The organism is Photorhabdus sp. P32 (genome assembly GCF_038085095.1).
GTDB classification, from domain to species: Bacteria; Pseudomonadota; Gammaproteobacteria; order Enterobacterales; family Enterobacteriaceae; genus Photorhabdus; species Photorhabdus luminescens.
The window spans coordinates 1-25717 of the sequence record NZ_JAZGJN010000219.1; the positions used below are offsets into that span (position 1 = coordinate 1).

Below are 25717 nucleotides of genomic sequence, written 5' to 3' on the forward strand. Positions count from 1 at the left end.
CTTATATTAATGGTGATGAAATATGTTTTTATCCAATGAGTTAAACTGGAAGGTAAATTTTGAATGAAATCATAAGATTCTTGATACATGTATTTACTGTCAGGTCTATTTATCCTTATTCTTTTTCCCGTTAATAACATGTAGAAAAATGTAGCAACCTGAAACTGACCATAAACACCGATAAAACGACCAATGTTCACACCTGTTGATAACAAAAGCCCTTTTCCTATATATAATTCAATAATTTTATCCATCTTTTTCTGATTTATTTTATAAATAGTTATTGATATAGCAAGAGAAAGAAGAAAAGAAGAAAAAGAAACAAGTAAAATGATAAAGGTGATTATATTCATATTGACACCCCATGAATATCCATATAGTTAAGCGTATTTTTCAAAAAGGTATATTGCCATTGATATAGATAAGGATACAAGGCTTATATTGATAGTGATGAAATATATTTTTATCCAGTGGGTCAAATTGGAGGGTAAGTTTTGAATGAAATCATAAGATTCTTGGGGCATATATTTACTACCAGGCTCATTTATCCTTATTCTTTTCCCTGTTAATAACTTATAGAAAAATATGGCAGGATGAATCTGACCATGAATACCCATAGAATGACCAATGTATGCTGCTGTTGATAAGCAAAACCCTTTTTCCATATATAATTCAATAATTTCATCCATCTTTTTTTGATTTATTTTGTAAATGGCTATCGATATAATGAGAAAAAGGTTGAAAGAGATAAAAAAAATAACCAAGATGATGAAAGTGATTCTATTCATATTAAAGTCCCATTGAAGATTCAACAATAAATTCGAGGAGCAATTCTCCTCCTTTGCTACCAATATAACCACCGGCAAGGCCGCCACCCGCCATGCAAATTCCAGCAACTAGTCCCCCAGATGTAGCACCAAGAGCAACACATGCTGCGTCTGCGGTAATTCCACCAATATATGCAAGACCTGCTCCTACTCCTGTCCTGCCAGCAAATTTACTATATTCCTTGATAGCTACTTTTTCACATTTCCCTGTTTGCCCATAATTACAGGCATCAATAACTTGCCCGGTGGTATCAGTAAAATCTAAGCCGATTGCAACCCAGCCACCATATTTCATCCATTTAACCATTTTTTCACTTTGTATAATTGTTTGACTATATCCCTTTATTGCGCCAACTCCGACTTTATCCCATTGATGAGCAATGGCTTTAGTTGATAACTTTAGCGCATGCTTTAGATTAGGATGTTGGTCGATTTTCAAAGAGAGTCGGCCAACTTTATTCAATAATCCCTTTAGGTTACCCATAATCAACTGTCTTTCTACATAAAACTCGGGACTGACATATTTTCGGTTTAGCCCATTTAGCCGATATTCTTTTTGATAAAGCTTCTGTAATTTTGACAGATTTTTTTTAATTTGGGAGAAATAAGAGTTACCCAGAGATGAAGCGGTACCAACCAAAGTTCCTCCCTGATCCAGCACATAGTGAAACAGACCAAAATGACGATGCAAAAATGCCGCGTATTCATTAGGTAAAGCTGAAATGGATCGGTTTACTTCATACTGAGATTGCTTTAATAGCTGTATTATGTGTGGCGGATTATAGGAATCTGGATCTGCAACCAGCAGGATTTGTCCCGGTTTCAGGAATCGGTAATTTGAATTTAATGCCATAAAATACCGGGCCGCTTCGCTATTTGAATGGCTGAATAACAGACTTGCTTGAAAACTCAATCCTCCAGATTGCTGTACGACACAGAAACCGGGTTGAATGTTTCTTTTCATAATACTCTATTTGTTCCTGTGGTAGCTTTTAACATGTTGACCCAATGTTAGATAACATAACTTAATCAGATAATCGGATTATCTTCAACATATAGCAAACGGGTTTCTAATCTCTACGGAGTAAGAATTTATAGGGGGTTAAGTGATGTATAAATTCAATCTGGTTTTGTCTGTTGATATTGATTAATTTACGTTTTTTTTCTTTGATAAAGGATAGCAATAGTGATGAAAATTTTTTATTATCTTTGGCCTGACTATAAGCCTGCAATATTTACATTTATATAAGATACTTAACGATTCATTACAATTCTCTTATTGAAATCAAAGAAAAATAACTCAAAATGTGGAATTGAACATAAGGTAAATTAATTAGGGTCTAATATGGCAAATATGATTTATGTGACGATAAAAGGTGAATCTCAGGGACTTATTTCTCAGGGATGTTCAACTTTAGATTCTATTGGTAACCGGTATCAGAATGGATTTGAAAATAAGATTATGGTGCTGCAATTCAATCACGGTCTGACTGTTGCTCAACATGTCAATTATCAGCCGGTAAACTTTATTAAATTATTAGATAAATCTTCCCCATTGTTAATGATAGCGGCTGCTAACCGTGAAAAGTTGGAGCTGACATTTGATATTTATCGGACCTCTCCAATAGGTTCACAAGAACTTTTTTATTCCATCTTACTCACTGGGGCAAGAATTTGTGATTTAAATGTTAATTATCCGCATGTTATTAATGATAATAATGGTCAGCCGGAGGAAGTTGTTTCAGTTCAATATGCTAATATTACTTGCCGACATCATATGGCGGGAACATCAGGATATCTCATTTGGGATGATATGGTTTATTGATAAATACAGTTTATACACTTATATTTCTGTTAGAATATAAGTGTGTTTTTCAAATAACCACATTACCATTGGTATGAAAAAGAATGTCCCATCTGTATTAATGGTAATGAAATATGTTTTTATTCAATGAATTAAGCCAGAAGATAAAACTTGAATAAAACTGTAAGGTTATTGGTGTATGTATTTATTATCAGGTCCATTTATTCTCATTTTTTCCTATTAATAGCATGTATACCTAATAGATTTCGAGTTGCAGCGCGGCGGCAAGTGAACGAATCCCCAGGAGCATAGATAACGATGTGACTGGGGTGAGTGAAAGCAGCCAACAAAGCAGCAGCTTGAAAGATGAAGGGTATATATAATTTAATGATTTTATTGATGTTATGCTGGCTTATCTTGTAAATATCTACTGATATAATGAAAAGATCAATAAAATAAATATAACATGCTCTATTTGCTTCTTGCTTCCGTAGTCGTGTTCAGCATGTTGACTCAACGTTAGACAACCTAACGCCCTGATAGTTTCGTGCTCTAGATGGCTTAATCAAATGATAGGATTATTTTTAACTTATAAGTATACTGGTTGCTAATTTTACAATACATATTTACTTAAATAATCTTGAGGGTTATTGTGTGAATGATTCTGATCTGAATCTCAAAGTTGGAACCTATGATTAGCACTTTTTCATATTTCTTGTAGAATATCTGCAACGATTTTCCTGCCTGCGGTGTACTTCTGTAGGCCGGTTGTAAATAAGGTTCAAATTGGATTTAAGGAACAAAATATATCAATTTTGTTACGTTACACCTTAAAGCGTTTGTGATAGATTCAATCCGTTTTTATCTATTAACGTTGGTCGATTTATTTTTTCTACTATAGAGAGTAAGGATATGAATGGATTTGTATATTTAGCAATGGCAATTGTTGCTGAGGTTATCGCAACGGCTTCATTAAAAGCCTCTGATGGGTTTAGTAAACTATTCCCTTCTATATTGGTCATTGTTGGATACGGCATCGCTTTCTGGGGGTTATCTCAGGTGGTCAAAGTGGTGCCATTAGGGATTGCTTACGCCATATGGTCTGGCTTGGGTATTGTGTTGGTTTCTGTTGCCGCGATATTTTTATATCAGCAGAAGCTGGATTGGGCGGCTATTTTAGGTATGGCTCTTATTGTTGCCGGTGTAATGGTAATAAACCTGCTTTCTAATAGCAGCGCACATTAATTAACAATTAACGGCGCTTCTGTTTTCCCTGAATCGTTTTCTGGAGAGGAGATATGTTAAACGTTAGTCATAATAAAGGATTCCAGATAGTCTTATTAGGCGTGCTTTTTAGTATTGCTGTATTAGCGGGTTGTAGTAGCCAGGCAGGGAAAACATCTATCCAATATCAGGCAATACAATATTCTCAACCGGAAGTTGCTCTTAGGGATAATGCCAGAGCAATCTGTTCTTATGCAGGTGGTATGCCTGCATTAGCAATACAATTAAATGGCGCGCAAATACCTGTTTGCCAGTTGGCAAATGGTAAGCGTTGTGATGAAAGGGCGCTATTGCAAGGTTCCTGTGCATCAATTTGAGGTAGAAATTAAGTAACTGATATGAGCAGGAACATGCCGTTCGGATATCCGGTTATAGGCAGCCTTAGGCATGATTCTGCGAGTATATTTGATTCATCAGACAATCATTTTTAGCTGTCTGAGTTAGTCGTTATTTACGGATAAAAAATTGGCTGATTAATACTAATACAGCAGCAATCAGGTAAGCCGCAAAAATACCGACCAGCCATTGCGGCATCTCTAATGTCAGGAATTGCCATTGTCTTACTGAACAATCGCCTGTAGCTTCAAATACAGAAGGAAGCCATTGATTTAACGCCAACCATGAAGGGAAGTTTACGAAGAAATCACAGGTATTAAATGGAGAAGGGTGCAACTGCATCATAGTATGTTTCCATGCCAGTTGCAGGCCGCTCCAGGCGCTGTAGATCCACAAAATAATCGCCAGCCAGCGTAACGGCGTTTTTGGCGCGATCATACCCAATACTCCGGCGCCCAATACACCAAACAGAGCAACCCGTTCATAAATACACATCACGCAGGGTTGTAATTTCATCACATGTTGAAAATATAATGCCGAGCCTTCCAGTATCAGGGCGGTCAAGGTCATTAACAGCCATGCGCTTCGTCCTTGAGAACAGTGGTTTAAAAATCGCATCATTTCCGTTTTTCCATACAGATTAAGATAAATAATTGAACGCCTATTTTGCCGACTTACAGGTAACAAAAAAAGCCAATTAAGGTCAATCTGGCTTTTTCGGGAAAAAATAGAACCGTATTGAGTATAATTTTTGCTCAATACGGCATTGGCTCGTTAATACTATGAAATGAATTATTGCCGATTATGGCAAAGCAATTAAGCCCCAATGAACCATCATGTCAGTGACTGGAATTAGCAGAAATTCTACACACAGCAAACCGACCAGCGTCATGACAATGGTATAAGGTAATGCCATCATCACCATGCGACCATAAGATAAACGAATTAATGGCGATAATGCCGAAGTCAACAGGAATAGAAATGCCGCTTGCCCATTAGGTGTGGCGACAGAAGGTAGATTAGTGCCGGTATTAATCGCAACTGCCAGATATTCAAATTGTTTATGTGAAATTAGCCCCTCTTGCAGAGCTGCTCTCGCTTCATTGATATAAACCGTACCAACAAACACGTTATCTGATACTGATGAGAGCAGGCCATTAAATAGATAGAATAGGGAGAGTTGAGAAGTTTCAGAAACCTGTAATACGAACTGAATAAATGGCGTAAACAGTTGCTGGTCAACGATGACGGCAACGATAGAAAAGAATACCGTGAGTAATGCGGTGAATGGTAGCGCCTCTTCAAATGCTTTACCCAGTGCATGTTCTTCGGTAATACCACAGAACGACGTGGTTAGAATGATGACTGAAAGGCCGATCAAACCAACTTCTGCCAGATGAAACGCCAGCGCGACAATGAGCCATATCCCGATCAGCGCTTGAGCAATAAGCTGCGCTTTTTCTTTGCGTGTTCTTTTTGCGCTGGTTTTTTTATCATAATCTTCCAATACTTGTCGGACGCGTTCTGGCAATTCTGCACCATAACCGAACAGCTTAAAGTGTTCGACCAGAAAACAGACTAACAGTCCGCAAATAAAGACAGGTAAGGTAACCGGAGCCATGCGAATAAAGAAGGTAACAAAATCCCAATTAACGTTTTTGGCGATAATCAGATTTTGTGGTTCTCCGACCATCGTCATCACACCACCGAGGGCAGTACCTAAACCTGCATGCATCATCAGACTGCGCAAAAAAGCACGAAATTGTTCAAGCGTTTGTTTCTTTTTTGCTGTGTCAATATGATGGTCATGTTTAGAATTAATGACATCATGCTGATTAGTAATAAAGTTGTTGTAAATGGAATAGAAGCCAAGGGAGACACTAATGACCACCGCGATAACGGTCAGGGCATCAAGAAATGCCGACAGAAATGCGCTAGCCAAGCAGAATGCCAAGGCAAGCATACGCTTAGATTTTATGGAGAGCAGGAGTTTAGTGAAAGCAAATAATAGTAATTGCTTCATAAAGTAAATTCCTGCGACCATAAATATCAGCAACAGTACAACTTCCAAGTTATTAGCAATTTCGTGACCAACTTGTTGAGGCGAGGTCATGCCGATGATGACTGCTTCAATTGCCAACAGGCCGCCCGGTTGTAACGGGTAACATTTAAGGGCCATTGCTAAAGTAAAGATAAATTCGATAACAAGCAGCCAGCCTGCGACGAATGGGTTAATAAAGAAAAATATCAATGGGTTGGTGATGAGAAAGATGATAATAGCTAGCTTATACCAATCTGGCGAGTTGCCGAGAAAGTTTTTTACCGCTGTTTTTAGGATACTGGTTTCCATTGCAATTAAAGTTCCTCTAAAATTCGTAAGATTGTGTTCTTTAAACAATAGTACGCTTTAATACAGAATATTTTAAGGGAAATGAGGTGTAATTAAGCATTAGTACGCTTTTTTTCATGACCGCCTTTACGCTTTCTAGACTACATAGCTATATTGAAGTTGCGTATTCTGATATAATTTCATCTATTATTAGTTGAAAAAATCACGTTGGAATAACAAAAATATGGTCATTAAGGCTCAAAGTCCCGCAGGTTTTGCGGAAGAGTATATTATTGAGAGTATATGGAACGGCCGTTTTCCTCCTGGCTCCATTCTTCCGGCAGAACGTGAATTATCTGAGTTAATTGGTGTGACAAGAACTACCCTGCGTGAAGTATTGCAGCGTTTGGCACGCGATGGATGGTTAACTATTCAGCATGGCAAACCAACAAAAGTGAATAACTTTTGGGAAACATCGGGTCTTAATATTTTAGAGACTCTGGCCCGTCTTGATCACGATCGCGTTCCTGAGTTGATTGATAACCTACTGGCGGTGAGAACGAATATCGCAGCGATATTTATTCGCACCGCTTTTAGGCATAATCCGGGTAAGTCATTGGAAGTACTGGCAGAAAAAGAACAGGTGGAAGATAATTCAGAGTCATTTAGCGCGCTAGATTATGATATTTTCCGCGGTTTAGCTTTTGCTTCAGGTAATCCAATTTATGGCCTTATTATCAATGGGTTGAAAGGGCTATATACTCGTATAGGGCGTTATTACTTCTCTAATCCTGAGGCGCGTAAATTGGCGCTGAATTTTTATCAGCAACTGGTGATATTATGCCATGATAAATCCTACGATAATGTCATGGAATGTGTACGTAACTATGGTAAAGAGAGCGGTGTCATTTGGCACAGTATGCAAAGTACAATGCCAAGTGATTTATCTGAATTGTCGCTGATGTCTCGTTAGTCTTTTTACTTAATTCCAAGCCTTATCCGATCTATTAGTTTCAAATCAAAATTATTTTGAATTGGCCCGGTACAGAATGCTCTGTATCGGGAGTTTTGTTTCTTTTTTCTCATTCAATTTCAAGCCAATCGTTAACGTCTCTATTTCAGAATATTATTCTGAATATTTGGTTTTTATTTGAATTTTTATTTCGAGTAATTGATGGTTATTAGTATCTTGTGGTTGTTTAATTGATTCGCTTTTTTCGCCGAAAAACTTAGAATAATGAACTGATATGAAATAATTATCGTGCGATTTGTATCGTAATTATTTCCTTAATTTTATGATTTTAATGTTAATTTTTATAATTTGGCTATGTATAAATCACAAATAAATCTGTTGCATAAATGTAATCTAATTGTGACCTAAATCATAAATGTAGATTATTGACGTGACCGATGATTGTTCTATATTGGTTTTTTATAAACAGCATATTATGCTTGCCTAAAATTTTAAATCGTCTGGGGGTTATGATGAAAATCCTTGTTTTAGGTAGTGGTGTTATTGGTGTAACCAGTGCCTGGTATTTGGTACAGCAAGGTCATGAAGTCACTGTCATTGATCGCCAGGGAAGCGCTGCTGAGGAAACCAGTGCCGCTAATGCCGGGCAGATCTCGCCGGGATACGCGACTCCGTGGGGAGCGCCGGGTATTCCATTGAAAGCCATTAAATGGATGTTTCAACGCCATGCTCCATTGGCTATTCGTCCTGATGGATCGTTGTTTCAGTTACGCTGGATGTGGCAGATGTTGCGTAATTGCGATGCCAGTCACTATGCGATAAATAAGAGCCGGATGGTACGATTGGCAGAATACAGCCGTGACTGTATCAAACAGTTGAGGGCAGATACCGGTATTCAATATGAAGGGCGTCAAGGGGGTACGCTTCAGTTATTCCGTACTAATAAGCAGTTTGATAATGCCGTGAATGATATAGCGGTTCTTGAACAGGAAGGGGTTCCTTACAATTTATTAACGGCAGATAAACTGGCGACAGTAGAGCCGGCATTGGCGCATGTCGCTCACAAATTGACGGGGGGCTTACAATTACCGAACGACGAAACGGGCGATTGTCAGCTTTTCACCAAAGAATTGGCAAAAATGGCGGAAGCGGCGGGCGTAAGGTTTCTGTTTAATAAACAGGTCAAACAATTATTGGTGGAAGGGCATCGAATTACCGGCGTTCAGTGCGAAGATGGCGTTATGACAGCAGACAACTATGTTGTTGCTATGGGCGCCTATTCAACAGAATTGTTAAAAGGTCTGGTCAAAATCCCAGTATATCCACTGAAAGGTTATTCATTAACTATGCCTATTGTCGATGCGGAACGGGCTCCGGTATCTACTGCATTGGATGAAACATATAAAATTGCGATTACCCGGTTTGATAACCGTATTCGTGTGGGCGGAATGGCAGAAGTTGTAGGCTTCAATTTGGATCTGCTTAAAGCACGCTATGAAACATTGAAAATGGTGGTACAAGACCTTTATCCAGGCGGCGGCGATATCACTGAGACTCGTTTTTGGACGGGATTACGTCCAATGACGCCGGATGGTACCCCGATTGTTGGTCCGACTGAATATCACAATCTCTATCTAAATACAGGGCATGGTACATTGGGATGGACAATGGCATGTGGTTCTAGTCAGTTGCTGGCTGATATTATTTCGGGTAAAAAGCCCGCCATTGCATCTGATGATTTGTCAGTATTTCGTTATATTAATGGTTTTAATGCAAAATTGGCGCCATTTAGCCATCAATTACACACTGAACTGAGAGGCTAATAGAGTATGCCACGTCCAATTTCGGCAACGATCCATCTTGATGCATTGGAAAATAATCTGGCGATTATTCGTAATAAGGTCGGTAATAGTAAGATCTGGGCTGTTGTCAAAGCAAATGCTTATGGGCATGGTCTGAGTTGCGTATGGCAATATCTTGATCAGGCAGATGGATTTGCTTTACTTGATTTTAATGAGGCGATTTTATTACGGGAGCAGGGGTGGCAAGGGCCAATTTTGCTATTGGAAGGATTTTTTAAACCCGAAGATTTGTCGATAATTGATGAATATCGGTTAATAACAGTAGTGCATAGTCATTGGCAACTGAAAGCAATAGAGATGGCCAATTTGAGTAAGCCGATCGATATTTATCTCAAACTCAATAGCGGTATGAATCGATTGGGATTTCCTGCGGATCAATATAGAACGGTTTTATCATCGGCAAAGCGCATCCGGCAAATTGGGCAAATAACATTAATGTCACATTTTGCCAATGCGGATAATAAGGAAATTGGCGTTACTGAGCAGCTTAACGTTATTAATTCGGTCAGTCAGGGATTGGATATTTCTCAATCTCTGGCTAATTCAGCCGCTTCTTTATGGTATCCGCAAACTCATAGAGATTGGGTACGTCCTGGTATTGTGCTATATGGCGCCTCACCGAGTGGAAAGTGGAAAGATATTGCCGATATTGGATTGAAAGCAGTGATGAGTCTGCAAAGTGAAATTATTGCCATTCAGAATCTCAAAGCAGGAGACAAAATCGGTTACGGCAGTCAATATACCGCGCCAGGCCCTATGCGAGTCGGTACAGTTGCCTGTGGCTATGCTGATGGTTATCCCCGTCGTGCAATGACGGGAACGCCGATTATTGTCGATGGCGTTAGGACCCAAGTATTAGGTACCGTATCAATGGATATGTTGTCGGTGGATTTAACGCCTTGTCCGCAGGCCCAAATTGGCAGTTCTGTTGAATTGTGGGGGCAAAACTTGCCGGTGGATGATGTGGCCGGGATTCCTGGCACGATTGGCTATGAATTATTATGTGCATTGGCAGATCGGGTTCCGGTATCTATATGTCGTTAAATACCTGAATGCCGTTAAATACCAGACGGCGTGTCAACAAATAGTAGTTAGCGTCTGGTATTGTTGCGGGAAATAAATTACCGTTTTCGCTAAATTAATATATTTTTGTTTGATGTAATCTGTCTATTTTTGTCAGAAAAATTGGGGGGGCATTAAACATATTGTGCTCTTTAAGAAAAATGGGACATTATTACTTGGAAATGAGGGAAATGATCTTTTACACTTGATAATAGCTAATCGCATAATTGTTTTAAGGGAAATAGTTAATCATGATCAACAAAGCTAAAATTTTAACCACAGTCGTCGCTTTTGGTCTTTCTTCATCTTTAGCTTATGCGGGGCAGTGGTCAATTGGCGCCTCTGTTTTGGCTGAGGCATCACCTTATAAGGGAGTAAAAAATAAAGATAAAGTGTTTTTTGTTCCAATGGTTAATTATGAAAGTGACAATTTCTATTTTCATACTTTAGCCGCCGGGTACTATTTGTGGAATCAACCAAAAGATCAACTATCTTTAGATGTCTATTATTATCCTCAAAGTTTCCGTCCAAAAGATAATGAAGATAAGCAGATGAAAAGGCTGGATCGTCGCCATGATACAATGATGGGCGGTTTTAGCTATCGTCATATTGAAGATTGGGGAACGCTGCGTAGCTCTTTTGCTGCGGATACTTTGAGTAAAAGTAAAGGCATAACGATTGATCTGGCTTATTTGTATGAATTTAAAAGTGATGATTGGTCATTACAACCAGGGTTAGGTGTAGTTTGGAATAGTAAAAAACAAAATCGTTATGAGTATGGCATCAAAGATAATGAATCGCGCCGTAGCGGATTAGAAAAATATACTCCAGATGATAGCTGGATTCCCTATGTGGAATTATCTGCCAATTATAAATTTAACCAGGCATGGTCTGCATTTATGATGGGGCGTGTTGAGCGTTTACCGAGTGAAATTAAAGATAGCCCGATGGTTAATAAGTCATATTCAAGTATTGTCTGGACAGGTATTACATACAGTTTTTAATTGCTCGTAGCAATAATATCGAATAGAGACTGAATTCACTAGGTAGTATTCAGTCTTTTTGATGTGAATGAGTGAGATATTTACTGATAGTCTTTCCGGCAACGGATTAAAACTGAAAGGTGGGCTGGACTATCATCTTTAGAAATTAATGGATTATGGATACGCGCTGTTTCTACACAAATCATATTTTTATAACCTTCATTACACATATCTTTCATGCTGTTCGATAGTTGGGCGCCTGGATTCCAGCATACAACATCACTGTGATGATAATGGTGAATTTCAATTGTTCGTTTCAGCGATTTATCCCTTATCAGATTAAAATCTTCTGGCTCGGTATAAATATGATCAGTACGACCGTTGAAAATAAAATCTTCTGTTGCTGTGTATTGCTCTTTATCAGCAACGGCATCAATAAAATGTTTACCTAAACCACTGACTGAAATTTGATTAATATCGCCTATATTCAAATAAGTGTGTAGGGCGCAGGTGGCTTGATAATCACCATAGGTTTCCAGCTCCACTTCACAGGTTTCACACAGTTTGAAACGGGCAATCAAGGTAAAATCATGAGGCCACAATTTATGGGTATATTCATTGTCTCTCAGCGTGAAAGTTAATATGACGCCATTTTCATGTTCATTATGTGCGCTAAATTCCCAGGGAAGAATTCTGGCAAAACCGTGACTTGGCGCTCTTGAGGAACCAAACCAAGGCCAACAAATAGGAATGCCGCCGCGGATAGCCGTGCCTGCTGCAAATGCGGTTTTCTTGCTTAACCACAACCCCGGTTCCTCACCACTAGGTTGCCAGGCGATGAGATGCGCCCCTTGCAGACTGATTGCGCCACGAACTTTAGGATGAGAGACGACTATCAGTGGGAAGCCATCTATATTTCGTTGACTAATAGCTGGAGAAATCTGTTCTGCAACCGGTAATGAAAAGATTCTATCGTTCATCCGCATAACCTTTGAACCAAAACTGGGAGATGGCATGGCCCCAAGAATAACGCATGTTGTGCACAGATTGAAACAAAAGAGCTGCCGGGGAAGGGCAGCTCTTTTCAGCAAGGAAGTTACTCAGTTATTTAGCGATGTGAGCAATCAGATCCAGAACTTTGTTAGAGTAACCGGTTTCGTTGTCGTACCAGGAAACCAGTTTCACAAAGTTGTCGTTCAGGGCGATACCCGCTTTAGCGTCAAATACAGAAGTCAGTTTTTCGCCATTGAAATCGTTAGATACGACGTCATCTTCGGTGTAGCCCAGAACGCCTTTCAGTTCACCTTCAGCAGCATCTTTGATCACGCCACAAATTTGTTGATAAGTGGCTGGTTTTTCCAGACGCACGGTCAGGTCAACAACCGATACGTTAGGAGTAGGAACGCGGAAAGCCATGCCGGTCAGTTTACCGTTCAGCTCAGGGATAACTTTACCAACAGCTTTAGCTGCGCCGGTAGATGATGGGATGATATTTTGAGCAGCGCCACGACCGCCACGCCAATCTTTCGCAGAAGGACCGTCAACGGTTTTCTGAGTTGCTGTTGTTGCGTGAACCGTGGTCATCAGACCTTCAACAATGCCGAATTTATCATTGATAACTTTAGCCAGCGGCGCCAGACAGTTAGTGGTACAAGAAGCATTAGAAACGATGTCCTGGCCTGCATAAGTTTTGTGGTTAACACCCATAACAAACATAGGCGTGTCATCTTTGGATGGGCCGGTCAGAACAACTTTTTTCGCACCAGCGGCAATGTGCTTACGTGCGGTTTCGTCAGTCAGGAAGATACCTGTTGCTTCTGCAACAACATCAACATCCACTTCATTCCATTTCAGGTTAGCTGGATCTCTTTCTGCTGTAACGCGGATAACTTTGCCGTTAACAATCAGGTGGCCGTCTTTTACTTCAACAGTGCCGTTGAAGCGACCGTGAGTTGAATCGTATTTCAGCATGTAAGCCATGTATTCGGCGTCCAACAAATCGTTGATTGCAACGATTTCGATGTCTGAACGTTCTTGTGCAGCACGGAAAACAATACGGCCAATACGACCAAAACCGTTGATACCTACTTTGATAGTCATAGTGTTCCACCAGCTATTTTTTAGTGAATTAAAAATTATTACTAAAGTTACCAAAACCTTGCCAGCCGTCAAGCGGAATCGTGTCAATAGCTGAAAAACTTAGCTTTGAGCTCACCATTTAGACGCTTGCTATAGGGTACTGGCAAATCGAGCCGCCCATCATTATCAAGGCGTAGACAGATATTGAAAGTTAATTGGTTAGATATGCGAGTCACATCACAAACTAGTAGGATAAACCGATCCAGTTAACCGCGGAAAATAAATTCCACTGCTGTAATGTTAATCTTTTGTTATAATTAATCAATTTTATTGAAAGCATGAGTCCTATTATTAAGGTGGTCGTTATGGCTAAGAATCCTGATGTTTCCCTTTATGAAGAACTTACTGATATTCAGCGTCATGTAACCCAGAATGCCGGGACAGAGCCGCCATTTTCAGGGAAATTGCTACATAATAAGAAAAGCGGCGTGTATCATTGTTTATGCTGTGAGCAGCCGTTATTTGTGTCCGACACTAAATTTGATTCTGGTTGTGGCTGGCCGAGTTTTTACCAGCCTGTTACTCATGATGCAGTGCAGTATCTTGATGATGATAGTCACAATATGCATCGTATTGAGGTACGTTGCAGTCATTGCAACGCTCATTTGGGACATGTGTTCCCTGATGGTCCGCAACCGACAGGAGAACGTTTTTGCATCAATTCGGCTGCATTAAGCTTTACTGATGAAAATACAGGCGAGAAAACAGTCGGTTAATCGTTTTTATTATTGCGGACATAATCTTAATTTACGCGAAAAATCGTTTCAGCTAATTCTGGAAAATAATGAGGAAATATCAATGGAACTGGATGATCTGTTATCTGTAATGACACCAGAAATATATCAACGCTTGGTTCAGGCAGTAGAACTGGGTAAATGGCAGGATGGTGTACCTCTAACGGTAGAGCAGAAAGAGCATAGTTTGCAAATGATTATGTTATGGCAATCAAGGCATAACCATGATCCGCAACATATGACGATTGGTACTAATGGTCAGTTGGTGATGAAGAGTAAACAAGAACTGAAAACGATCTTTCAGTCTGAGAGGGTGGCAACATTCAAGCCATAATCTTTCGCAAGTAGGTGATGAAAAGGCTGAGTGTGTAAACTCAGCCTGGCCTTGGATTGATATCAGAGAAGAGCGCCTTCTAGTTGAGCAAGTTCTATCAATATAGCGCCTTTCTCTGTTATCTCTTTGAATGCTGATTGGCTATCATTTGGGCTGAGGTTAACCCCTCGACAACCATCGGTAATGACCCAAGTTTCATAACCTAATGCCAACGCATCCAGCGCGGTAAACTTCACGCAATAATCGGTAGCGATACCGATAATAAACAGGCGTTCAATTTGCTGTGCTTGCAGCCAGTCATCAAGCCGAGTTTTACTCTGATGACCGTTGTCAAAGAAAGCACTGTAGCTATCGATCTGTGGATTTTCACCTTTGTGGAAAATTTCAACAATTGCCTGCTTGTTTAGCTGTGGATGGAAATCAGCGCCGGGCTGACCTTGAACACAGTGTACCGGCCACCAAACTTGCGGAATACCGTTTAATATACCGATATCGCCGATCTTTTGGCCGGAATTTACTGCAAAGCTCATATGTTCAGCAGGGTGCCAATCTTGGGTGGCAATAATGCTGATATTGTGTTTCAGACAAATATCAATTGCCTGATTTGCTGCAACAATGACTTGTTCGCTCTCTTCTACGGCTAAAGCGCCGCCGGTACAGAAGTCATTCTGTAGATCAATAAGTAATAGGGCTGTTTTCATCTCTTTCCTTGATTATTTATCGGTATAACTTAATTCACCACGTAAATTCTGTTGCATTAAATAACGAATTTTTTCATTGCCATAGGGTTGACTGAGTAAATAGTGCAACTTAGTTAAAGTTGCTTCAAAAGTCATATCGTAGCCGCTTATTACCCCTGCTTCGGCCAGAGCATGGCCCGTTGCATAACCGTCCATATTGACTCGGCCGGAAATGCATTGAGTCAAATTAACAACTACGATCCCTCTCTCTGTTGCCTGTTTTAGCTCTTTCAATAATTCAGGGTGTTGAGGTGCGTTTCCGACGCCATACGAGCGCAGGATGAGAGCCTTAACCGGCTGCATTAAAATATTATTCACAACCTGACTGGAAAGGCCAGGATAAATGGTGATTACGCCAATTGGCTGAGGGGTAATCTGATGAGTAATAAACTCTCCGTGGCTGGCAGGGGCAAAACATGTATTGAAGGTTTTGATGTTAATACCGACTTCCATTAATGGAGAACAGTTTGGCGAAGCAAAAGCATCGAAACCATCGGCATGGGCTTTGACGGTCCGGTTCCCACGAAACAGTTTATTATTGAAAAACAGGCTGACTTCGTTCACTGGGTAATTAGCGGCAAGATAAAGCGCATTCAACAAGTTTGTCTGCCCATCGGAGCGCAGTGCTTCCAGTGGGATTTGCGACCCAGTGACAATGACGGGCTTACCCAGATTCTCAAACATAAAGGAGAGGGCTGATGCGGTAAATGCCATTGTATCCGTACCATGCAGGATCACGAACCCATCATAATCATGGTAGTTTTCTCGGATATCATCAGCGATAAATTGCCAGTCTTCTGGGGTCATATCAGAAGAATCAATCAGTGGTTGATGTTCACGGATGGTGAATGTCGGCATTTCTGGTCGATGGAATTCGGGCATCTTTGTTAATTGGCGTTGTAAATGCCCGGAAACGGGAATGTATCCCTGAGATGAGTGTTGCATCCCAATGGTTCCGCCAGTATAGACGACGTAAATAGACTTCTTCTGCATGATTGCACCTCATAAAAAGATCAGCAGGATTATAGGAGTATTACAGAATAAAAAAAGCCTGGCAGGGATCTGTCAGGCTAAATTAATCGAGCTATTGCTGGAATCATGCATTGTTATGAGTTGCTTAGCGAATATCTCCGCAATTTAAACAGAATGCATAACGATTTTGCGGATCATTCAAATGGCGATAGAACTCACTTTGTTGTTTCACTTCCTGAGCCGCTTGAGCCAACGGCGCGGGGAGCCAGGCTTGAATCGCTTCCGGTACGATAGCTTGCGCGGTTGCTGTCAACTGGCTCATCAGCAACTCACTGAATGACATTTCAGGCTGCATCCAGTCAAGTTCTGGGGTGTCCAATTTTGCCAATTCAGCCGCCTTAGTGACTGCATCGTCGAAATCCCCTAATTGGTCGACCAATCCATTGGTCTTAGCATCATGACCAATCCACACATGTCCCTGAGCAATTTTATCGACTTCTTCCCGTGTTTTGTGGCGTGAATTGGCAACAAGGCCGATAAAGTTGTTATAGCCATTTTCGATATTAAGCTGCATCAGCTCTGAGAACTCTTTGCTGAGTCCTTTGGTAACAGAAATACCTGCGAATGGTGTCGTGGAAACGCCATCAGTGTGGATACCGATATGTTCCAGACTGTTTTCATACGTGGTGATAACACCGAAGATACCGATAGAGCCCGTCAACGTACTTTGGTTTGCGATGATGTAGTTAGATGGCGTAGAGATCCAGTAACCACCGGATGCCGCCATTCCCCCCATAGAAACCACCACAGGCTTATTGGCTGCACGTAGCGCGGCCAGTTCGGTGCGGATAACATCAGAAGCGCTCACACTGCCGCCGGGGCTGTTTACTCGCAGAATAACGGCTTTGATATTATCATCCAGACGAGCTTGACGAATCTGAGCGGCGGTTGTGTCACCCCCAACCATACCTGGAGTCTGCTGCCCATCGACAATTGCGCCTTGTGCGACAATAACGGCGATATTGCCTTTAGATGATGATTTGCCTTCCACCAATTGCGGCGCATAATCATAAATGCTGATAGCATTGAAGTGACGGTTTTTTTCGTCCCAACCAAAGGCTTTTGTCATGTCGCTTTCAATGACATTGCGTGACGCAACATAATCGACCAGTTTGTGTTTAAGCGCATATTGCGCATTGTCTCCGCCAACAGCGCGTAAGTTGGCAATCATCTGATCAGCGCCTGGGAATACCTGATCAACAGTGAGTTTGCGGTTGGTAGCGACAGTATTGAGGTAGTTGTTCCACAGACCGTTGACCCAACGGCTATCAGCTTCGCGGGCATCGGGGGACATATCATCACGCATAACCGGTTCAACGGCCGATTTATACGTGCCGACGCGGAAAATATGCGCGGTAACTTTCAGTGAGTCCAATAGGGATTTGTAATACAGGTTATTGGTTGAATAGCCATAAAGGCCAACCGTTCCTTGTGGCGATAGATAGATTTTATCGGCAAAGGTAGCCAGGTAATATTGCGACTGATTATAACTGTCACTGATAGCATAGATCGGTTTACCGGAAGTTTTAAACTCATTAATTGCCTTACCGATATACTGCATAGATGGCTGATCGGCGCCGATAAAGTCATCAAGTTTCAGCACCAATCCTGTGATTTTGTTATCGATTTTTGCCTGGCGAATGCTATCAACAATATCAAACAGGGAGTTTTCCTGGAATTTGTTGCTGGATGCGCCAAACAGTTCACGGCTCAATTGAGTCAATGGAGTACGGTTAGAGACCTGATCCACAATAACACCGGTGAGATTGACATATAATGCTCCCCGATAACTATCTGCTGTTTTGTTTGGTTGTTGATAGAGCAGAAAACCGCCAACGACAACCAGAATCAGCATGATAAAAATCAGGTTTGAAATGACTTCCCGAATAAAATTTAATAATCGCCAACTCCATTTAAATAATCTTGCGATCAACTTCCATAAAATACGCATATCATCTCCAAAAATAGGATCAAGTGAAGCTATCCTAATGAGCAGACAGGTAAATGTCAGCTTCAAATCGTGGCATATTGCCTGAAAAGACAGCTTTAGGGCTTTTATTTGTTAACAAATAAACAGAAAATGTTAGCTTATAACAAAATACATTATCTAGGAGAGAAAAGATGGACGCATTAGAACTTTTGTTGAACAGACGTTCAGTATCACGTTTAACAACCCCGGCGCCTCAAGGTGACGCATTGCAGCGTATTCTGGAGGCGGGAATGAGAGCGCCTGATCATGGCGCATTACGTCCGTGGCATTTTATTGTCATGCAGGATGAAGGTATTGAACGGTTTAGTCGATTACTTCATCAAGCCGCCATTGATAGCCAGCTTGGCGCTGAGGCGGAAGAAAAAGCGAAAAGCGCGCCTTATCGTGCGCCATTAATCATCGCTGTTATTGCAAAAGTGGCTGAGAATTCCAAAATACCTGAGTGGGAGCAGGTGGTTTCCGCTGGTTGTGCTGTACATGCGATGCAAATGGCTGCTGTGGCTCAAGGGTTTGGCGGTATCTGGCGTACCGGCCCGTGGATTGATGATAATACCGTGCGTGCCGGTTTGGGTTGTTGTGAACATGACAAAATCGTGGGTTTTCTCTACCTTGGAACGCCTGCGCTAAGAGCGCCAAATAAGGTTACTCCGCCTGATATGACCAATTTTGTCAGCTACTTGTAACCGAGGTCTGTTATGTCAACAGAAGTTCGCCTTACCCAATATAGCCACGGTGCTGGATGCGGTTGTAAAATTTCACCAAAAGTTTTGGAAACCATTCTGCATAGTGAGCAGGAGAAGTTTCTTGATCCTCACTTACTGGTTGGTAATGAAACCCGTGATGATGCTGCGGTTTATGATATTGGCAACGGTACCGGCATTGTCAGTACGACAGATTTCTTCATGCCGATTGTCGATGATCCCTTTGATTTTGGGCGCGTTGCCGCCACAAATGCTATCAGCGATATTTATGCGATGGGCGGTAAGCCCATTATGGCGATAGCTATTTTGGGATGGCCTATCGATAAATTGGCGCCGGAAATTGCCCGTAAGGTGATTGAAGGCGGCCGAGCTGCGTGTAAAGGGGCCGGGATTGCACTGGCGGGAGGGCACTCTATTGATGCGCCTGAACCTATTTTTGGTTTGGCTGTAACCGGTATCGTTAATATTGACCGAGTGAAACAGAACAGCGCAGCGCAAGCGGGTTGCCAGCTATTTCTGACCAAGCCGCTTGGAATCGGCGTATTGACCACGGCGGAGAAAAAAGGCTTGCTGTTGCCTGAACATCAGGGCGTCGCGATAGAAACCATGTGCCGCTTAAATAAGTTGGGGGTGGATTTTGCTGAGGTGGCGGGTGTTACAGCAATGACCGATGTAACCGGGTTTGGTCTTTTAGGGCATTTGAGTGAAATTTGTGAAGGATCGGGGGTTCAGGCCACTCTCCATTTTGCAAAAGTGCCTAAACTGCCGGAAGTGGAATCTTATATTGAAAAGGGTTGTGTTCCGGGGGGAACCGGGCGTAATTTTGATAGTTACGGTCATCTTATTGGTGAAATGACAGAACTTCAGCGCAAACTGTTATGTGATCCACAAACATCTGGTGGCTTGTTGTTGGCTGTTTTACCGGAGGCTATAGACGAAGTGAAAGCGATTGCACGATGCCATGGCATCGAACTGACCGCGATTGGCGAATTGTCTGAGCAACAGCCAGGCAGAGTACTCATTGAGGTCAATGAATAACACCCATGCGGCTTTTTATTGCAGAAAAACCTAGCCTAGCCAGGGCGATTGCCGATGTTTTACCAAAACCGCATCGCCGTGGCGATGGCTTTATCGCTTGTGGCGATAACCAGTTTGTTACCTGGTGTATCGGGCATTTGTTGGAACAGGCGGAGCCTGATGCTTATGACAGCCGTTTTGCCCGTTGGTCATTAGTTGATCTTCCAATCATTCCTGAAAAATGGCAGTTAAAACCTCGACCTTCTGTTGAGAAGCAGCTCAACATCATCCAGACATTGCTGAAAAAAGCCGATGAAATAGTGCACGCCGGTGACCCGGATCGAGAAGGGCAACTGTTGGTGGATGAGGTTCTGGATTTTTTGAAATTGGATGATGTGAGACGAAAAAATGTTTTCCGTTGCTTGATAAGCGATCTAAATCCACAGGCGGTGACCAGAGCTATTGAGCGGTTAAGAGATAACCGGGATTTTGTTCCGCTATGTGTTTCAGCTCTCGCCAGAGCCAGAGCTGATTGGTTGTACGGCATTAATATGACCCGTGCTTATACCTTGCTTGGCCGCAATGCGGGGTATCAGGGAGTATTATCTGTCGGGCGGGTTCAGACCCCGGTTTTGGGGTTAGTGGTTCGCCGGGATGAAGAGATTGAGCACTTCGTACCGAAAGATTTTTTTGAGGTGAAAGCGCATATTGTTACGCCGAAAGATGAACGTTTTATCGCTATCTGGCAACCAAGTGAATCTTGTATTGATTTTTTGGATGAAGAAGGGCGATTGATCCACCGGCCTCTGGCTGAACACGTTGTAGCCAGAATAACCGGTCAACCAGCCTATGTGACCTCTTATCAGGATAAGCGGGAATCTGAAGTCGCGCCTTTGCCGTTTTCATTATCTTCTTTGCAGATTGAAGCGGCTAAGCGTTTTGGCTTAAATGCGCAGCAAGTGTTGGACATTTGTCAGCGATTATATGAAACACATAAGCTAATTACTTATCCCCGTTCTGATTGCCGTTATTTGCCTGATGAACACTTTGCCGGTCGTCATGCGGTGCTTAACGCGATATCTATTCATGCAAAAAATCTGTTGCCGCAAGAATTACTGGAAATAGATAGAAAGAATCGTTGTTGGGACGATAAAAAGGTTGATGCTCACCATGCAATTATCCCTACAGCACGAAGTAGTCATATAAATCTGACCGATAACGAGGCTAATATTTATGGTTTGATTGCCAGACAATATTTGATGCAATTTTTCCCGGATGCCATATTCCGTAAATGTGTTATTGAATTAGAAATTGCGGGTGGAAAATTTATTGCCAAAGCTCGTTTTCTTGCTGAGGCAGGTTGGAGAACGTTGCTTGGTAATAAAGAGCGTGATGAAGAGAATGATGGAACGCCATTACCCGTTGTTGCTAAAGGCGATGAATTATTGTGTGAAAGAGGAGAGGTGGTAGAGCGCCAAACTCAACCTCCGAAACCATTTACTGATGCAACTATCCTTTCCGCTATGACAGGAATTGCCCGTTTTGTACAGGATAAGGAACTGAAAAAAGTTCTTCGTGCAACAGATGGACTGGGGACGGAAGCAACACGGGCTGGCATTATCGAATTGCTGTTTAAACGGGAGTTTCTTTATAAGAAAGGGCGTCATATTCATGCAACACCTGCGGGTAGAGCGTTGATTCATGTATTGCCAGATATGGCCGCTTTACCGGATATGACCGCCCATTGGGAGTCCCGATTAACGCAAATCAGCGAAAAACAGTTTCGTTATCAAGATTTCATGGGGCCGCTTGAGGAGATATTGCAGCAATTAATTTGGCAGGCTAAACAGAACCGTAATTTAACGGCTTTTCGTGACTTACCACCATTGCCGGTTAAAGATAAAAGAGGGAAAAAAACGAAAACAATAAAAAATACTAAAACGGCTGCGCCATAGGGCGCAGCAATTATTAGCGTTATTTTAAAATAAACGATTGATATTCGACGTTAATAGAATATCAAATTTTAAATTCTGCCCAAACAGGGGCATGGTCCGATGGTTTCTCCATCTCACGGATTTTATAGTCAATACCTGTTGCGATACAGCGCTCCGCCAAGGGTTTACTTGCAAGCAGTAAATCAATACGTAGCCCTCGATTATCATCGAACCCTTTGGAGCGATAATCAAACCAGGAAAATTGGTCGTTACATTCAGGATTGAGATGGCGGAATGTATCAATCAGGCCCCAATTTTTCAGGCGCGCCATCCAATCTCTCTCTTCTGGCAGGAAGGAACATTTACCAGTTTTTAACCAGCGTTTTTGGTTGTTCTCGCCAATTCCGATATCCAGATCTGTCGGGCTAATATTCATATCACCCATAATAATCACTTGTGATTGAGGGGTTAAGTTTTGCTCCAGGTAGTTTTGCAGATCCTGATAAAATTTCTCTTTTGCCGGAAATTTCACTGGATGCTCACGGTTTTCTCCCTGTGGAAAATAGCCGTTAATAACGGTCAATGGCCCGTGCGGGGTCTCCATTTCCGCCATGATAACACGGCGTTGAGCATCTTCATCATCCCCTGGAAAACCACGATGTACAGCAAGAGGCGCCTGGCGCGTTAACAGTGCGACGCCGTAATGGGCTTTCTGGCCGTGATAAAATACATGATAGCCAAGTTCTCTAACCTCTTCTAAAGGGAACGCTTCATCATGAACTTTTGTTTCCTGTAAGCCGATAACATCGGGTCGATGCTGCTCGACGATCGCAGCTAACTGATGGGGGCGGGCACGTAATCCATTAATATTAAAAGAGATAAATTTCATCTTTTACAGCCATCCAGTAAAAAGACACAGCAACAATAGTAACAGATGGATCTTAAAAAGTAACTATTGACAATGGTCAGCACGAAATAGTAACGGGTCCCCTAATATTATAATTTGTTGTGGAAAATATAATAATTTGTGGTGAGAAAGAGCCTCAGTTAGACCGTTTTTATCTCAAGTGTTACAAAAATTGATTACTGAAAAATGTAGAACCCTATCCTAATCTTTGATAGAAAATTGAGCTCGTTAGTAATGTTTATATTTTCTAATGGTTGATTGGTTAAGATTAATTTTTGAACCATGATAAACATGAATAATAGAGTTTATTGAGCCACCTATGTATTGAACATACGCTTTTTTTATGTGGTATATGTTTGAGAAGTATTTGTTTTTTTGTACAAAATTTATGCCTTCACAGTATCAAACTTGATTTAGCTGTCATTTGGTGAAGGCTATTTCAAAGAAATTATTTTAGCCACAGGTTATATAGGAACGGTGAATTATGTTTTTTTCTCGTAAATTAGAAGCATTCATGGCAGTGGTGGAAAATGGTTCTTTAAGTAAAGCGGCAAGAGTGATGAACCGTACAACTCCTCCAGTAGCTAAATCAATCAAAGACTTCGAGGCAACATTAGGGAAGCGCCTTTTCAAAAGGGAGAAATTTGGGATGAGTCTGACTAAAGATGGTTTAGAATTATATAATGATCTTAAGGATCTTTATTTACAAGAAAAAGAAATAACTAAAAAACATATAAGTGGTAGTATATGTAACATAGTTAATATTTATTACGATTGGGGGAAAAACAAACATCTTATTTATTTATATAAAGCAGCTGACAGAAATAGCTCCCAGGTAAATATATTCCGGTTTAGTTATGATAACATTGAAGAAATAGTGGATTACGACGGCAACACGCTCATTCTGAGCTCAGAAAAGATACTAAGTGACCGTTTTAGTCTCATTCGTAAAATCAAAGGGCCTGAATTGGGAATTTGCTGCCGAAAAGAATTATTGGATATTGCTGGCGGCGATGTGATGCAATTGCTAAAGAGTAATACTTGGCTCTGTGATCCTGTACTTTATAAAAGTAGTTTCATTAAAAACCTGGAAGAAGAAGTTATTCAAAGTGGTGGAAAAGTAAATATGCGTCAGATGGATAATATGGGATGCTGCATGAATTTCATTTATTCCAGAGATTATATATTTATTACCGATTCTCATCCTGATGAATTGGAAGGAGGAGACGCTTTGAGTTTTGTTCCTATCGCAAAACCTGGCGCAGCAAATCAATGTTATATTTATAAGTCTAAATCACACTCAAGCGTACTTAATCGTTTTATCGATTCAGTCAATGACATGAGTTAAAATTCATCTACGCGGAGAAGATTATTGTAAGCTCCGCGTTGTTGTTATACGGAGATAATTATAAAGATTTTTCACTGTACCTAAATGATAAATTTATATCTATAATTCTTATTTGAATATTCCAAGTAAATATTTGGTAGTGGTGAGGAAAAATGGACTGTTCCTCGCCTTTTGGGGCAACATGTACTACCAGCCTGACATTATGATTCATTCTCGTCTGGTGTTTGGTACAAACCCATTGCGCATCACAAATTTGCATGGCTTTTGCCTTATTGCGTTAGCCGCGGTGTTGTAGTACTCCAAAAAATAATGTTAGCCTCCAAATAGTTTTCGGCAAAATTGGTAAACTCCTCCTGAGTGAGGGGTTTTTTGGTTTTTGGGTTGGTATAGGTCAGTGTGGGTTCTTGGACTGCCATTGCCACCAAATCCAGTTTGCCTTTAGTAACGATTGAAAAAGGGATAAGCGTTTTTCATCAACCTTGTGTTTTGCCTTCACCGGGATTATCAACTTGAGCAACTAAACCGCCTTGATATTTTGTGCCTTGTTGGAAATAAAATGGAATATAGCGGGTATTTTTCTCAAAAAAACGATTCTGGATCTGAATAAACAGCTTCTTTTTTATTCTGTTAAGCAACGACAAATCTTTTTTGATTGCGGAAAAATCATATTTCCCCGGTACGCTCTCCAATTGTTTCCAGCTATAAACAACTTGTACACCGCCAATGTCTTGATGTTCCAGCAGAGGACGTAATTGATTGAGCTCATCGGATGAAGTGTAGAGATAGTTCTGTGGTTTTTCTGCGAGTGCAGCAGTTGGTAGTAAACTAAAAATCAGAATGGCTGAGATGAGTTGTTTTAGCGCCATTATTATTTCCATCCTTAATTGTAAGGGAATGAGTAACAAGTTTATGACAGTTTAACAAGGCAGATAGTTCCATGACTTTATGAATTTATTTAACATCACAAAGTGACTTTATTGATTAATTGGTAATTATTTTCCGCGTCGTAGTACTCATTTACCTCTATCTTTGTCAATTAATTCTCATTAAGAACAAATGAGAATGTTATCAATCAATATCATATTAATTGGGATGGTTGCCGGTTTTTTTTAAGATATTTGGTCATTTATTGTTGAAATTTAATCAAAATTAAATGAACGCTATTTTGTAATAAAAAATTCTTGACTTTTTTATCGGCTAATTAAGGAGATTATCTTATCTATAAATGATTTATTTTGTTGTAGAAGATAAAGAATAAATGGTGGGTATATCAGCGTAACATACAAATTACACTTGCTCTGATAATACGTTGTCTGAATAGGTTAATCTAATGGCTAACTCTAAGGATAGTGAAAGGACAGATATCTTGAGAGAATATCAT

General features: G+C 40.9%; 25 protein-coding genes. 13 read left to right on the plus strand and 12 right to left on the minus strand.

What is annotated here, in order from left to right; genetic code table 11:
- From V2H77_RS05105 to V2H77_RS05115, 3 genes are all read right to left on the minus strand, one after another.
- On the minus strand, positions 1–353 hold a 353-nt coding region (locus V2H77_RS05105; RefSeq protein WP_341497946.1), incomplete at its 3' end, for a hypothetical protein.
- A 27-nt stretch (positions 354–380) separates the two neighbouring features.
- Complete coding sequence (locus V2H77_RS05110; protein WP_341497947.1) at positions 381–788, minus strand: hypothetical protein; 408 nt, start codon at positions 786–788, stop codon at positions 381–383.
- 1 nt (position 789) lies between these two features.
- Positions 790–1680 carry a hypothetical protein gene (locus V2H77_RS05115; RefSeq protein WP_341497948.1) on the minus strand — a complete coding sequence of 297 codons (891 nt, stop codon included), beginning with the start codon at positions 1678–1680 and terminating at the stop codon, positions 790–792.
- A 492-nt stretch (positions 1681–2172) separates the two neighbouring features.
- On the opposite strand from V2H77_RS05115, the gene V2H77_RS05120 reads away from it, so the two are divergent.
- From V2H77_RS05120 to V2H77_RS05130, 3 genes are all read left to right on the plus strand, one after another.
- Positions 2173–2652, plus strand: a complete 480-nt coding sequence (locus V2H77_RS05120) for an Hcp family type VI secretion system effector (RefSeq protein ID WP_341497949.1) — start codon at positions 2173–2175, stop codon at positions 2650–2652.
- Positions 2653–3543: 891 nt separating this feature from the next.
- Complete coding sequence (locus V2H77_RS05125; RefSeq protein WP_049581354.1) at positions 3544–3876, plus strand: DMT family transporter; 333 nt, start codon at positions 3544–3546, stop codon at positions 3874–3876.
- A gap of 53 nt (positions 3877–3929) precedes the next feature.
- Entirely contained in the window at positions 3930–4232 is a 303-nt protein-coding gene (locus tag V2H77_RS05130) for a putative hemolysin (protein ID WP_341497950.1), read from the plus strand.
- A 130-nt stretch (positions 4233–4362) separates the two neighbouring features.
- On the opposite strand, the gene dsbB is transcribed toward V2H77_RS05130, so the two are convergent.
- Positions 4363–4872: a disulfide bond formation protein DsbB gene (gene dsbB, locus V2H77_RS05135; protein ID WP_341497951.1), complete on the minus strand. Its 510-nt coding sequence runs from the start codon at positions 4870–4872 to the stop codon at positions 4363–4365.
- A 181-nt stretch (positions 4873–5053) separates the two neighbouring features.
- A complete protein-coding gene (gene nhaB / locus V2H77_RS05140) occupies positions 5054–6601 on the minus strand; it encodes a sodium/proton antiporter NhaB (protein ID WP_341497952.1) in 1548 nt (515 codons plus the stop codon).
- 223 nt (positions 6602–6824) lie between these two features.
- Here nhaB and fadR point away from each other — a divergent pair, with 223 nt between their 5' ends.
- The 4 genes from fadR (at position 6825) to V2H77_RS05160 (ending at position 11481) form a co-directional block, all read left to right on the plus strand.
- Positions 6825–7553 carry a fatty acid metabolism transcriptional regulator FadR gene (gene fadR, locus V2H77_RS05145; RefSeq protein WP_139654112.1) on the plus strand — a complete coding sequence of 243 codons (729 nt, stop codon included), beginning with the start codon at positions 6825–6827 and terminating at the stop codon, positions 7551–7553.
- Between the two features lie 512 nt (positions 7554–8065).
- Complete coding sequence (locus tag V2H77_RS05150) at positions 8066–9376, plus strand: D-amino acid dehydrogenase (RefSeq protein ID WP_341497967.1); 1311 nt, start codon at positions 8066–8068, stop codon at positions 9374–9376.
- 6 nt (positions 9377–9382) lie between these two features.
- Positions 9383–10459 (plus strand): catabolic alanine racemase DadX, encoded by a 1077-nt coding sequence (dadX, locus tag V2H77_RS05155; protein ID WP_341497953.1) that lies wholly within the window; start codon positions 9383–9385, stop codon positions 10457–10459.
- A 269-nt stretch (positions 10460–10728) separates the two neighbouring features.
- The gene (locus tag V2H77_RS05160) at positions 10729–11481 is read left to right on the plus strand and encodes a MipA/OmpV family protein (RefSeq protein ID WP_341497954.1); all 753 of its coding nucleotides are present in this window, start codon (positions 10729–10731) and stop codon (positions 11479–11481) included.
- 80 nt (positions 11482–11561) lie between these two features.
- On the opposite strand, the gene V2H77_RS05165 is transcribed toward V2H77_RS05160, so the two are convergent.
- Positions 11562–12440: a D-hexose-6-phosphate mutarotase gene (locus V2H77_RS05165; protein ID WP_341497955.1), complete on the minus strand. Its 879-nt coding sequence runs from the start codon at positions 12438–12440 to the stop codon at positions 11562–11564.
- Positions 12441–12564: 124 nt separating this feature from the next.
- Positions 12565–13560 carry a glyceraldehyde-3-phosphate dehydrogenase gene (gene gapA / locus V2H77_RS05170; protein WP_341497956.1) on the minus strand — a complete coding sequence of 332 codons (996 nt, stop codon included), beginning with the start codon at positions 13558–13560 and terminating at the stop codon, positions 12565–12567.
- 344 nt (positions 13561–13904) lie between these two features.
- Between gapA and msrB the strand changes: the two genes are divergently transcribed.
- On the plus strand, positions 13905–14315 hold the full coding sequence (gene msrB, locus V2H77_RS05175) for a peptide-methionine (R)-S-oxide reductase MsrB (RefSeq protein ID WP_341497957.1): 411 nt from the start codon (positions 13905–13907) through the stop codon (positions 14313–14315).
- Positions 14316–14397: 82 nt separating this feature from the next.
- Positions 14398–14667, plus strand: coding sequence for a YeaC family protein (locus V2H77_RS05180; RefSeq protein ID WP_341497958.1), 270 nt, complete (start codon positions 14398–14400; stop codon positions 14665–14667).
- A gap of 62 nt (positions 14668–14729) precedes the next feature.
- Here V2H77_RS05180 and pncA read toward each other — a convergent pair whose 3' ends face one another.
- The 3 genes from pncA to sppA form a co-directional block, all read right to left on the minus strand.
- Positions 14730–15368 (minus strand): bifunctional nicotinamidase/pyrazinamidase, encoded by a 639-nt coding sequence (gene pncA, locus V2H77_RS05185; protein ID WP_341497959.1) that lies wholly within the window; start codon positions 15366–15368, stop codon positions 14730–14732.
- 12 nt (positions 15369–15380) lie between these two features.
- A complete protein-coding gene (gene ansA, locus V2H77_RS05190; RefSeq protein WP_341497960.1) occupies positions 15381–16400 on the minus strand; it encodes an asparaginase in 1020 nt (339 codons plus the stop codon).
- A gap of 124 nt (positions 16401–16524) precedes the next feature.
- Positions 16525–18390 (minus strand): signal peptide peptidase SppA, encoded by a 1866-nt coding sequence (sppA, locus tag V2H77_RS05195; RefSeq protein WP_341497961.1) that lies wholly within the window; start codon positions 18388–18390, stop codon positions 16525–16527.
- Between the two features lie 170 nt (positions 18391–18560).
- On the opposite strand from sppA, the gene V2H77_RS05200 reads away from it, so the two are divergent.
- The 3 genes from V2H77_RS05200 to V2H77_RS05210 are packed head-to-tail and all read left to right on the plus strand — an operon-like array spanning position 18561 to position 22102.
- Positions 18561–19112: an NAD(P)H nitroreductase gene (locus tag V2H77_RS05200; protein ID WP_341497962.1), complete on the plus strand. Its 552-nt coding sequence runs from the start codon at positions 18561–18563 to the stop codon at positions 19110–19112.
- A 12-nt stretch (positions 19113–19124) separates the two neighbouring features.
- Positions 19125–20168 carry a selenide, water dikinase SelD gene (gene selD, locus V2H77_RS05205; protein ID WP_341497963.1) on the plus strand — a complete coding sequence of 348 codons (1044 nt, stop codon included), beginning with the start codon at positions 19125–19127 and terminating at the stop codon, positions 20166–20168.
- 5 nt (positions 20169–20173) lie between these two features.
- Positions 20174–22102 carry a DNA topoisomerase III gene (locus V2H77_RS05210; RefSeq protein WP_341497964.1) on the plus strand — a complete coding sequence of 643 codons (1929 nt, stop codon included), beginning with the start codon at positions 20174–20176 and terminating at the stop codon, positions 22100–22102.
- Positions 22103–22163: 61 nt separating this feature from the next.
- Here V2H77_RS05210 and xthA read toward each other — a convergent pair whose 3' ends face one another.
- Complete coding sequence (gene xthA, locus V2H77_RS05215) at positions 22164–22970, minus strand: exodeoxyribonuclease III (protein WP_341497965.1); 807 nt, start codon at positions 22968–22970, stop codon at positions 22164–22166.
- Positions 22971–23472: 502 nt separating this feature from the next.
- Between xthA and V2H77_RS05220 the strand changes: the two genes are divergently transcribed.
- Positions 23473–24336 (plus strand): helix-turn-helix domain-containing protein, encoded by an 864-nt coding sequence (locus V2H77_RS05220; RefSeq protein ID WP_036780805.1) that lies wholly within the window; start codon positions 23473–23475, stop codon positions 24334–24336.
- Positions 24337–24809: 473 nt separating this feature from the next.
- Here the strand turns inward: V2H77_RS05220 and V2H77_RS05225 are convergent, their stop codons facing one another.
- Positions 24810–25202: a hypothetical protein gene (locus tag V2H77_RS05225; protein ID WP_341497966.1), complete on the minus strand. Its 393-nt coding sequence runs from the start codon at positions 25200–25202 to the stop codon at positions 24810–24812.
- Positions 25203–25717: the final 515 nt, after the last annotated feature.